The organism is Streptomyces sp. Wb2n-11 (genome assembly GCF_001049855.1).
GTDB lineage: Bacteria > Actinomycetota > Actinomycetes > Streptomycetales > Streptomycetaceae > Streptomyces > Streptomyces altiplanensis.
Map to the genome: position 1 here is coordinate 2033632 of NZ_CVPB01000001.1, position 11446 is coordinate 2045077.

The 11446-nt window shown below is 72.4% G+C and carries 8 protein-coding genes; 2 read left to right on the top strand and 6 right to left on the bottom strand.

The window, feature by feature from the left end; translation table 11 throughout:
• Positions 1–69: 69 nt before the first annotated feature.
• Together BN1555_RS08955 and BN1555_RS08960 are read right to left on the bottom strand one after the other, a co-directional pair.
• Positions 70–2958 (bottom strand): putative bifunctional diguanylate cyclase/phosphodiesterase, encoded by a 2889-nt coding sequence (locus tag BN1555_RS08955; RefSeq protein WP_093798872.1) that lies wholly within the window; start codon positions 2956–2958, stop codon positions 70–72.
• Positions 2959–3284: 326 nt separating this feature from the next.
• Complete coding sequence (locus tag BN1555_RS08960; protein WP_093798873.1) at positions 3285–4223, bottom strand: 2-hydroxyacid dehydrogenase; 939 nt, start codon at positions 4221–4223, stop codon at positions 3285–3287.
• Positions 4224–4298: 75 nt separating this feature from the next.
• Between BN1555_RS08960 and BN1555_RS08965 the strand changes: the two genes are divergently transcribed.
• Both BN1555_RS08965 and BN1555_RS08970 read left to right on the top strand, forming a co-directional pair.
• Positions 4299–5291: an aldo/keto reductase gene (locus BN1555_RS08965; RefSeq protein ID WP_093798874.1), complete on the top strand. Its 993-nt coding sequence runs from the start codon at positions 4299–4301 to the stop codon at positions 5289–5291.
• Positions 5292–5386: 95 nt separating this feature from the next.
• A complete protein-coding gene (locus BN1555_RS08970; RefSeq protein WP_176709999.1) occupies positions 5387–6583 on the top strand; it encodes a PQQ-dependent sugar dehydrogenase in 1197 nt (398 codons plus the stop codon).
• Positions 6584–6649: 66 nt separating this feature from the next.
• Here BN1555_RS08970 and BN1555_RS08975 read toward each other — a convergent pair whose 3' ends face one another.
• From BN1555_RS08975 to BN1555_RS08990, 4 genes are all read right to left on the bottom strand, one after another.
• Positions 6650–9760, bottom strand: a complete 3111-nt coding sequence (locus BN1555_RS08975; protein WP_093798876.1) for a helix-turn-helix transcriptional regulator — start codon at positions 9758–9760, stop codon at positions 6650–6652.
• 86 nt (positions 9761–9846) lie between these two features.
• On the bottom strand, positions 9847–10044 hold the full coding sequence (locus BN1555_RS08980) for a hypothetical protein (RefSeq protein WP_093798877.1): 198 nt from the start codon (positions 10042–10044) through the stop codon (positions 9847–9849).
• A gap of 171 nt (positions 10045–10215) precedes the next feature.
• The gene (locus BN1555_RS08985; RefSeq protein ID WP_255305945.1) at positions 10216–10857 is read right to left on the bottom strand and encodes a hypothetical protein; all 642 of its coding nucleotides are present in this window, start codon (positions 10855–10857) and stop codon (positions 10216–10218) included.
• Between the two features lie 35 nt (positions 10858–10892).
• Positions 10893–11441, bottom strand: a complete 549-nt coding sequence (locus BN1555_RS08990) for a GNAT family N-acetyltransferase (protein ID WP_093798879.1) — start codon at positions 11439–11441, stop codon at positions 10893–10895.
• Positions 11442–11446 lie beyond the last annotated feature (5 nt).

Below are 11446 nucleotides of genomic sequence, written 5' to 3' on the forward strand. Positions count from 1 at the left end.
GACGCGCTTTCCAAGTACGAGAATTCGGGTGCGCATGGCACTGACCCTCCCCCCGGCGCCCGGTGCCTGTCAAGCAGGTGGGACGGGCGTCTCACTATTTGAGCGCATTGGAGGACGTGTGATCGTTTCGCTTCCGTTCCCGCCCGCATGACGTACGGGAAGTGATCCTCCCGGTCCACCCGCGAGGACGGGCAGCGCCTCCTTGCCCGGTACGGGGAACTGCCCGCGCACGAGCGCCCGCCGCAGCCGGTACTCGTCGAGCGGCCCCGAGAAGGCCATCCCCTGCGCGTGTGTGCATCCCATGGCGCGCAGGGCGAGGACCTGCTCCGGCACGTCCACGCCGTCCGCCACGGACTGCATCCCCAGGTCGCAGGCGATCCGCAGCAGCCCGCTGGTGATCTTGTGCAGCCGTGCCGACTCGACGACCCCCTCGACCAGTCCGCGGTCCAGCTTCAGTACGTCGACGGGGAGCCGGCGCAGCGCGTTGATGGCGGCGTACCCGCTGCCGAACCCGTCCAGCGCGATCCGCACCCCGAGCCTGCGCAGCGCCACCAGGCGCCGCTCCAGCTCCTCGAAGGAGATCCGGGGGTCGCTGTCGGCCAGCTCGATGATCAGCGAGCCCGAGGGCAGGCCGTGCCGGGTGAGGAGGGCCTCGATGGAGTCGAGCGGCAGGGACTTGTCCACCAGCCTGCGGGCCGAGAGCCGTACCGTCACGGGCACCTCGTGACCCGCCCGGTTGCGCTCCGCCGCCTGCTCGACCGCCTCTTCGAGGAGCCACCGGCCGAGCTCGGCGGTGCGGACGCTCTCCTGGGCGTCGCCGGTGTCGGTCACCCTGAGGAACTCGGCGGGCGTGAAGAGGATGCCCTGTGTGGAGCGCCAGCGGGCCTGGGCGGCGACGGAGACCACCCGGCCGGTGGTGAGGCTCACCACCGGCTGGTGGAGCAGCGCGAACTCGCCGTCGTGGAGCGCGGTGCGCAGCCGGGTGGCCTGTTCGGTCCTGCGGATCACCTCGGCCTGCATCTGCGGCGCGTACAGCTCGACCCGGTCCTTGCCGCCGGCCTTCGCCCGGTACATGGCGAGGTCGGCGTTGCGCATGAGGTCGGTGTGGGTGACGCCGGCCTCGGCGAAGGCGATACCGATGGACGCGGCGACACGCACCTCGTTGCCGTCGATCCGGTACGGCTGCGAGAGCGTGAGGCGCAGCCGCTCGGCGATCTCGTGGACCTGGCACTCGCGGGTGGCCTGGTCCCTGGTCCCCTCGCCGAGGATGAGGGCGGCGAACTCGTCTCCGCCGAGCCGGGCCGCGGTGTCCCCCGACCGCACGGATTCCTGTAGGCGGCGGGCCGCCTGGATCAGCAGCTCGTCGCCGGCCTGGTGGCCGAGGCGGTCGTTCACCCCCTTGAAGCCGTCGAGGTCGATGTAGAGCACGGCGGTGCCGGGATCGCAGGGGCGGCGGCCGCCGAGGGTCTGGCGGACGCGCGCGGTGAACAGGGCGCGGTTGGGCAGGTCGGTGAGCGGGTCGTGTTCGGCGTTGTGCTGGAGCTGGGCCTGGAGGCGGACTCTTTCGGTCACGTCCCGGCTGTTGAAGATCAGGCCTACCTGGTGCCGGTTGACGGTGGACTCGACATTGAGCCACTCCCCCGTGCCCGACCTGAAGCGGCATTCGATGCGGGTGGTCGGCTCCTGGGCGGGGGACGCGGCCAGGAAACGGCGCACCTCGTGGACGACTCCGCCCAGATCCTCCGGGTGGATGAGCGAGGCGAGTTCGGATCCGATGAGCTCCTCGGCCTCGCGTCCGTAGACGCCGGAGGCGGCCGGGCTGACGTAACGCAGCACCCCGGTGGGTGCGGCGATCATGATCACATCGCTCGACCCCTGCACCAGCGAGCGGAAGTGGTTCTCCTTCTGCGCCAGTTCCTGGGTGAGGGAGATGTTGTCGACGAGCATGATGCCCTGGCGCACGACCAGGGCGAGCACGACCGTGCAGCCGGTGAAGATCACCACACGGTCCACGCGGCGGCCGTCGACGACGTTGTAGAGGATTCCCAGGGTGCAGACGGCGGCGGCGAGGTACGGCGTGAGGGCGGACAGTGAGCCGCTGATGGGACGGCTGCCCGGATTGCGCGTGCCCCGGTGGTACGGAGCGCTCTGACCCCGCCGCGCCGCGCGGCGTGCGCCCCAGGGCGCGTAGGCGAGGAGCAGCGAGCCGGCGAACCAGCCGGCGTCGAGGAGCTGGCCCGAGCGGTAGTTCTCGCGCAGCAGGGGCGAGGTGAACAGCGCGTCGCACAACACGGTCATGGCGAGGGCGGCTATCGCGGTGTTGACCGCCGTGCGGTTGGCGCTGGAGCGCCGGAAGTGCAGCGCGAGCACCATGCTGACCAGCACGATGTCGAGCAGCGGGTAGGCGAGGGAGAGCGCGGCGTGGGCCACGCTCTCGGCCTGGAAATGCGCGGTGTGCGCGAGGGCCAGGCTCCAGGAGAGCGTGAGCAGCGAGCCGCCGATGAGCCAGGAGTCGAGCGCGAGGCACACCCAGCCGGCCCGGGTGACGGGGCGTTTGGCCAGGACGAGCAGGCCGACGATGGCCGGCGGGCCGAAGCAGAGGAAGAAGAAGTCGGCGGCCGAGGGCGAGGGGACCTCACGGCCCAGCACCACTTCGTACCAGCCCCAGACGGCGTTCCCGCAGGCCGCCATCGCGGAGGAGACCGCGAACAGCAGCCAGGCGGGCCGGAAGCGGCTCTCTCGTGCGCGTGCGTAGAGGAAACAGGAGACCGCCGCGACCAGGGCGGCGGCGGCGAGGCCGAAGTCGCCCATGATGAGCGCGACCCGGGCGGACCCCCAGCCGAGGGCCGCGCCGATGGCGTAGGCCCCGCAGACGAGGGCGAGCGCGAGCCGGCAGAGCAGGCCCGCTCCGCTGCCGGGCCCCTGGTACCGGGCGAGGAGCGCTCCGGGGGCGCTCACCGGGCCGCCCTGACGCGCGGCGCCCCGGGTGCCGCAGGTGCGGGAAGCACCTGCGGGCCGTGCCCGTCCGCCGGATCGTACGAGGGTTGTCGTCGGTGGCCCTGCCGCGTCGGATCGGTGGTCCATTCGCCGTGCATCGCCCGTCGCCCCCCTCACAGTCCGGTCGCTCCCCAGCGCCGTGACATCGCGCGGCGCAGCCCCTTGGTCCGGACGATACACCAGTCTCGTCACTCAGGGACATAGGCCCCCTACGCTCTGTGACTACCAGTGGAGTTGGCGGCACACGGTGCGTCCGGGTGACTTCGGAACGTGTTCGCGAGCCGGTGTCAGTAAGTGGTGAGGACGATGTTGCGCAGCGGTTCACCGGCGGCGAACCGGGTCAGCTGGTCGGCCATCAGGCGCTTGGCGCGGGGCATGAACGCCGAGGTGCTGCCGCCGACATGGGGGCTGATGAGGACGCCGGGCGCGTGCCAGAGGGGATGACCTGCGGGAAGGGGCTCGGGGTCGGTGACGTCGAGGGCGGCGCGCAGCCGGCCCGATTCGAGCTCGGCGAGGAGAGCCTTGGTGTCGACGACGGGACCCCGGGCGACGTTCACGAGCAGCGCTCCGTCCTTCATGCGGGACAGGAAGCCGGCGTTCACCAGCCCCTGGGTCTCCTCGGTGAGCGGGGTGGAGAGAATCACGACGTCCGCCCCGGGCAGCAGTCCGGGGAGGTCGGCCAGTGGGTGCACGGGGCCGCGCTCCGTTGTACGGGCGGAGCGCGCGACGCGCGCCACCCGCGCACACTCGAAAGGCGTGAGCCGGTCCTCGATGGCGGCGCCGATGGAGCCGTAACCGACGATGAGGACGGACTTGTCGGCGAGCGCGGGGTAGAAGCCGGCCCGCCACTCCTCCTTGTCCTGGCCGTGCACGAAGCCGGGGATGCCGCGCAGCGAGGCGAGGACCAGGGCGAGGGTGAGCTCGGCGGTGCTGGCCTCGTGGACACCGCGGGCGTTGCACAGGTGCACGCCCGCGTGCAGGTCGGCGAGGCCGGGCTGGACGTGGTCTATGCCCGCGGAGAGCGTCTGGACGGCGCGCAGGGACGTCATCGCGGCGAGCGGGCGCACCGCGATCTCGGGGCCCTTCATGTAGGGGACCACGTAGAAGGCGCAGTCGGCGGGGTCGGCGGGAAAGTCCTGGCCACCGTCCCAGAAGCGGTAGTCGAAGCCCTCGGGGAGCCCTTCGATCCCGGCGGCGGGGACGGGGAGCCATACGTCTGAAGTCATGGTCAGGAGGCTATGCGAAGGACCGGGAGGCACAGAGGTTAGTTTTGGGAGCGGCAGAGGGAGGGGTACGGGGAGTTGGAGCGCAGGACAATCGGTGCGGCAGCGCTCGAAGTGGGCGCGATCGGACTCGGATGCATGCCGATGAGCTGGGCGTACACCGGTTCGCAGCAGCGCGGGGACCGGTCGCTCCGTACCGTGCACGCGGCGCTCGACCAGGGGACGAGCCTGCTCGACACGGCCGACATGTACGGGCCGTTCACCAATGAGCTGCTGCTGGGACGGGTGCTCAGGGAGCGGCGCGCCGATGCCTTCGTCTCGACCAAGTGCGGGCTGCTCGTGGGTGATCAGCACATCGTCGCCAATGGGCGGCCGGGGTACGTACGGCGGGCCTGTGACGCCTCTCTGCGGCGGCTGCAGACCGATGTGATCGACCTCTACCAGCTGCACCGGCCGGATCCGGAGGTACCGGTCGAGGAGACCTGGGGTGCGATGGCGGACCTGGTCCGGGCGGGGAAGGTGCGGGCGCTCGGGATATGCGCGGTGGGGGCGCGGGCGTCGCGGCGTTCCGGGGCGCGGATGCACGACGAAACGATTCGTCAGCTGGAGCGCGTGCAGCAGGTCTTTCCGGTGAGCGCGGTGGAGGCCGAACTCTCGGTGTGGTCGCCGGAGGCGCTGGCGGCGCTGCTGCCGTGGTGCGAGGCGCGGGGCGTCGGTTTTCTGGCCGCCATGCCGCTGGGCAACGGCTTCCTGACGGGGACGCTCAAACCGGGGCAGGGTTTCGAGCCGGACGACGTACGGGCCAGGCATCCGCGGTTCACCGCCGAGATGATGGCGGCGAACCAGCCGGTGGTGGCGGGTCTGCGGCGGGTCGCCGGGCGGCACGGCGCGACCCCGGCGCAGGTGGCGCTGGCGTGGGTGCTGGCGTGCGGGCGCCATGTGGTGCCGGTGCCGGGGACCAAGCGGGAGCGGTGGGCGGTACAGAACGCGAGGGCGGCGACGCTGCGGCTCACGGCGGAGGACCTCGCGGAGATAGCGGCCCTGCCGTCGGCGCGGGGTTCGTGGGACTGACCCGGCCGGTCCGGCCGGGAGCGGAACCTGTGGGACGGCAGCGGTGTATGAAGGGTGGGAGCCTCCGCCGGTGACGACTGCCGGCCGTCGAAGGGATGCGTAACGTGCAACGTCCTGCTGTGACAGCTGTAGTGGCTGCAGCCGTTCTCCTGCTCGCGGCGGGGTGTTCCGGCCCGGACGAGAACGCGCCGGGCGGCCGGAGGGGTTCCGCACCGGCTTCCGAGGCCCCGGACGGCGGGTCCGCGTCACCGTCGGGCGACGCGGCCGGTTCCGGGTCCCGCGCCGAGCCGCCGCCCGCCAAGGGGTCGGTCAAGGTGGTGAGCACCCTCACCGAGGACCTCGAGTCGCCCTGGGGGCTGGCCCCGCTGCCGGACGGCGACCTGCTGGTCTCCTCGCGCGACGAGGGGACCATCACGCGGATCGACGGCGAGAGCGGCAAGAAGACGGAGGTCGGCTCGGTGGCGGGAGTCGCGCCGGAGGGGGAGGGCGGGCTCATGGGCCTGGCCGTCTCACCGTCCTTCGCCTCGGACCACATGGTCTACGCGTACTTCACCACCGCGTCCGACAACCGCATCGCCCGCCTGGCGTACGACGAGGAGAAGCCCGCCGGGCAGCAGCTGGGCGCCCCGGACACCATCCTCAGAGGCATCCCGAAGGGCACGGTCCACAACGGCGGACGGATCGCCTTCGGCCCGGACAAGATGCTCTACGCCGGGACGGGGGAGACGGGTGACACGGGACTGGCGCAGGACAAGGAGTCGCTGGGCGGCAAGATCCTGCGGATGACCCCGGACGGTGATCCGGTGCACGGCAATCCGGACGCGGACTCGGTCGTCTACTCCTACGGGCACCGCAATGTGCAGGGCCTGGCCTGGGACAGCGAGAAGCGGCTGTGGGCCGCCGAGTTCGGCCAGAACACCTGGGACGAGCTCAACCAGATCCGGCCGGGCCGGAACTACGGGTGGCCGGAGGCCGAGGGCAAGGGCGGCAAGGAGGGATTCGTCGACCCGGTCGCGCAGTGGAAGACGTCCGAGGCATCGCCGAGCGGTATCGCGTACGCCGCGGGCTCGGTCTGGATGGCGGGCCTGCGCGGCGAGCGGCTGTGGCGGATTCCGCTGGACGGTACGGAGCCGGTGGCCGGCCCTCAGCCGTTCCTGGAGGAGAAGTACGGCCGGCTGCGCACGGTGGTGGCGGCCGGCGGCGACAAGCTGTGGCTCGTCACGAACGAGACGGACACCCGGGGCACACCGGGGCCGGGCGACGACCGGATCCTGAACCTGGAGGTGAAGTAGCCCCTGGAACGGAGCCGGTCGGCCCGGCCGCCGCGAGCACGCTCGTCATCCGGCACCCGTCACCCGTCACCCGGCCGGTGCGTCGGCCCGTTCCGGTGCGTCGGCTGCGTCGGTGAAGAGCCGCAGGCGGTGAGCCATCGCGGCGGCCTCGCCCCGGCCGGAGACGCCCAGTTTGGCCAGGATGTGGGAGACGTGGACGCTCGCCGTCTTGGGTGAGATGTAGAGCTCTTCGGCGATCTGCCGGTTGCTGCGGCCGGCCGCGACCAGGCGCAGTACGTCCTGTTCGCGGGGGGTCAGGCCCAGCGACTCGGCCGGGCTCGCGGTCAGCTCCGGGGCTTCGGGGGCCCGGGTCAGCGAGAGGCGGGCGCGCTGGGCGAGCAGTGCGACGCTCTCGCCGAGCGGACGGGCGCCCAGGTACTCCGCCGCGGCCCGGACCAGCCGGAGCAGCTCGGTGGCCCGCTCGCGTTCGCCGGCGTTCGGTTCGCGGAGGCTCACCGCACCGCTCCGGGCGTCGCCGCCGCCCGTGACGGAGGCCGCGAGCAGGGACTCCGCCCAGCGCAGGCGGACACGGGCCAGGTCGTACGGGCGCTCCAGGGGCTCGAACGCGGTGACGACACCGGCCCAGTCGTCGGGGGTGGCACGGCCCTCGGCCCGGCACAGCTCGGCGCAAACCCAGTGTTGGTACGCGCACCAGAGCGGCGTCGGCGTGGCCAGCCGCTTCGTTCCGGAGCGGATCAGCTCCAGGGCCTCGGCCCGGCCCGCGTCCGCCGCCGGGAGGCCGCGCGCGTCCGTCTCGGCGGCGGCGGCTTCGGCCAGCAGGAACCAGGCGTAGCGGTGCGTGCCGAGCGGGAAACCCGCCGAGACGGTCTGCGCCAGTGCCGCGCGGACGTCCAGGATGCGGCCGCGGGCGGCGGCGATGGTCAGCTCGACCTTGTGCAGCGGGAGGTCGTGCTGGGGCATCGGGTCGTGGCTGCCGAAGTACGCGCGGGCGGCCGCCGACTGCTCGCCGGCCTCGGTCAGTTCGCCGCGGGCCCGCGCCACGTCGGCCCGTATCCAGGCGGCGCCGCCGCGGGGCTTGGTGCTGGGCACGGAGGCGCGCTCGATGCCCACGGCGTGCTCGACCGCCTCGCTCCAGCGCCCGAGGGAGGCGAGCGACTCGGCGAGGTTTCCGCGGACCCAGGCTTCGTTGTCCGCGAGGCCGTACTTCCGGGAGAAGGCGAGACCTTCTTCCGCGACGGCGACCGCCTCCCGGGAGCGCCCCACGGACTCCAGGTGGGAGGGGAGGTTGACATAGACGCGGCCCGCCACGCTGGCCAGGCCCTGCCGGGCCGCCTGCTCCTTGACGGCGTACAGCACGGCGAGTCCGCCTTCGACGTCACCCGAGTCGACCATCAGACCGCCCAGCGTGGTCCGCGCGGTGAGTTCGATGTCTCGGGCGCCGACCATGCGCGCGTACTCCACGGCCTGTTCGGCGGCGACCAGAGTCTCCGGACCGGGCTCGTGCAGCATGCCCCAGCCCGCCACCTGGGCCAGCACCTCCGCGTGGACGGCGGACGGCGGCAGCCCGCGCACGAGGTCCCGCGCGGTGGCCAGTTCGGACCAGCCGTCGCCCCGCGCGAGGTTCGACACCATCCTGGCGCGCTGGACCCAGAACCAGGCTTCGCGCAGGGGGTCGTCCTCGCCCTCCAGGATCCGCAGCGCCTTCTTCGCGATCTTGAGCGCCCGTTCGCGCTCACCGCCGAACCGGCCGGCGACGGTGGCCTCCGCCATGAGGTCGAGGTAGCGCAGGGGCGTGGTCGCGGGGTCGCAGCCGCAGGGCGGGTAGACCCCGGCGTAGTCGAGGGGGCGCAGCACCGCGCGGACGTCGGCGGGGGCGTCGTCCCACAGCTCCATGGCGCGCTCCAGGAGGCGCAGTTGTTCGGCGTAGGCGTGGCGGTGGCGCGCCTCGACGGAGGCCTTCAGTACGGCGGGAAGCGCCTTGGCCGCGTCGTGCGCGGCATACCAGTAGCTGGCGAGACGCGTGGCGTACTCGTCGGCCGGCACGAGCGCGGGGTCTGCTTCCAGCGCTTCGGCGTACCGCCGGTTGAGGCGGGAGCGCTCGCCGGGCAGCAGGTCGTCGCTGAGCGCCTCGCGGACCAGGGAGTGCCGGAAGCGGTAGCCGTCGCCGTCCGGCGTCGCGAGGAGCAGGTTGGCGCCCACGGCGGCCCGCAGCGCCTCGATCAGCTCGTCCTCGGGGAGCCGGGCGACGGCGAGCAGCAGCCGGTACTCGACGGTGGAACCGCCCTCGGCAACGATCCTGGCGACCTTCTGAGCGTCGTCGGGCAGCGCTTCGACCCGTACGAGCAGGATGTCGCGCAGGGAGTCGCTCAGGCCCGCGGTGCAGCCGGTCCCGATGCAGCAGGCCAGTTCCTCGACGAAGAACGCGTTGCCGTCGGAGCGGGTGAAGACCTCTTCGACCAGAGCCGCTTCCGGTTCGGTGGCGAGGATGCCGGTCAGCTGGCGGTGCACTTCCGAGCGGTTGAAGCGGGCCAGCTCGATGCGCCGGACGGTGCGCAGCCGGTCGAGTTCGGCGAGGAGGGGGCGCAGCGGGTGGCGGCGGTGGATGTCGTCCGCGCGGTAGGTGCCGATGACGACGAGGCGCCCGCGCCGCAGCGTGCGGAAGAGGTAGGCGAGGAGGTGGCGGGTGGAGGTGTCGGCCCAGTGCAGGTCCTCCAGGACGAGGACGACCGTACGGTCCGCGGTGATGCGCTCCAGGAGGCGGACGGTCAGCTCGAAGAGGCGCGCCATGCCGTCTTCGCTGTGCTGGTCGCGGGCGGTCTCGCCGAGTTCGGGCAGCAGCCGGGCCAGTTCGTCCTCCTGGCCGGCGGCCGCGGCGGCGACCTCGTCGGGGAGCCTGCGCCGCAGAGTGCGCAGTGCGGTGGAGAACGGCGCGAACGGCAGCCCGTCGGCGCCGATCTCGACGCAGCCGCCCACCGCGACGACGACGTCCTGCCGGCAGGCCGCCGCGAAGAACTCCTCGACGAGGCGGGTTTTGCCCACCCCGGCCTCACCGCCCACGAGCAGCGCCTGCGGCTCGCCCGCGGTGGCGCGGGCGAGCGCATCGGTGAGCTGGGCCAGTTCGCCGGCGCGGCCGACGAACACCGGGCTGACGGACCTGGTTTCCACACCGCTGAGCATCGCACAGGGGTCCGACAAGGCGGGACCCGTTTCGGCACTCGCGGAAGGCGTGATCGTCATCCCGTGTCCTTCACGCCGTCACGCCGTCACGCGGCCCGCGCGAAGCGGTTGCGCAGTGAACTCACCGGCCCTTCCGGTGTGTTCTCCCCGGACGCGCGGGCGGCCCGCCGGCCGGCCCTGAGGGCGGCCCGCCGGGCCTTGGCGGCCTGATGTACGAGGCGTTCGGCGGCGGCCCGGCGCATCAGTTCGGCCGCGTACTGCTGCTGGAGCTCGTGCTGGAACATCGGGTTCTCCCTGGAGAGCGGGGTGTCGGGATCGCTTTCCGCGATGTCTCGACTTTCGCCTCCCAGGGGGTTCCGGCACATCGGGAGAGTGCCGCATCTTGGCGGCACGAAGGGCCTTAGGGGCGTACGCGCAGGTGTACGTACGCCCCTAAGGCCCCTGGTGCGGATGCCCTACTGGCCTGCTCCGGCGCCCGTTTCCGCCACCGGCGGCACAGGCATGGCGGCGAAGAGGTCGAAGTACATCCCGGCGGAGACGAGCAGTCCGAGGACGCCGAGGGCGAAGCCCGCCCAGGCGAAGGAGCGGACCCAGCCGAAGTGGTGGGTGCTGCCGGGCGTACCGAATGCCGGGCGGACCAGCACCACGACCGCGACGACCAGGGCGAGCAGTGCGAAGCCGCCGTTGACGAGGGCGGTCATGTGCCAGCCGTTGCCGTACAGCGCGGCGACCTGGTCGGCGGGGCTGTCGGTCTGCGTGGTCCCCAGCTGGCCGATGAGCGTCTGGCGCTCGGCGGCGACACGGCTGGTCCAGGTGCCGGTGAGGGCGGCGAAGCCGAGCACGGTGGAGACCACCGCGGCGGCGCCGGCGCCGGAGGAGACGCGCGGAGCCTTGTCCGAGGCGTCCGCGTCATCGTTCTCGTTGTTCTCGTTGTTCTCGTCGTCGGCGGCGGGGTCGTTCCCGTCGCCGGCGACGGCATCGGCGTTCTCGGCGTCAGCAGCCTTACTGGTCTCTTCTGCGGCGATCTTCTCGTCGCCCTTCGCGGGCGCGTCTGCGGCGGCGGCTTCGTCGGACTCGGTACGGGCTGTGACTGTCATACGCCGCACGCTAGGCGCCGTTTCTGAGAGCCCCCTTAACGCGCCTCGCGCCACTCCCCCGCCAGCACCGACCAGATCTCCACGTCGTGCCGCACCCCCTGGTGGGGGGAGCTTTCGCGCAGTACGCCGTCCCGTGTCATCCCCAGCCGCTTCGCGACATTGACGCTCGCGGTGTTCGCGGAGGACGCCCTCCACTCGACGCGGTGCATTCCGCGCTCGTCCACCGCCCAGTCGATCAGCACCCGCGCGGCGCGCGTGACCAGGCCGCGGCCCACCGCGGACTCCTCCAGCCAGCAGCCCACCTCGCAGTTGCCCGACGCGGCGTCGAAGATCCGGAAGAGGACCCCGCCGACGAGCGTGCCTTCGCGCCAGATGCCGTAGATCCGGCCGGTGTCGGCGGCCTGCTTGTCGGCGTACGACTGGAGGAAGGACCGCGCCGAATCGAGGTCCGTGGCGGCCGCCGCCAGCCCGATGTACCGGCCGATGTACTCGCGCCCACGGTCCATGTGGGCCAGGTACTCCTCGGCCCGCCACGGTTCCAGGGGGCGCAGTTCGGCGTCGTCACCCAGCGGTATCGCGAACATCCTGC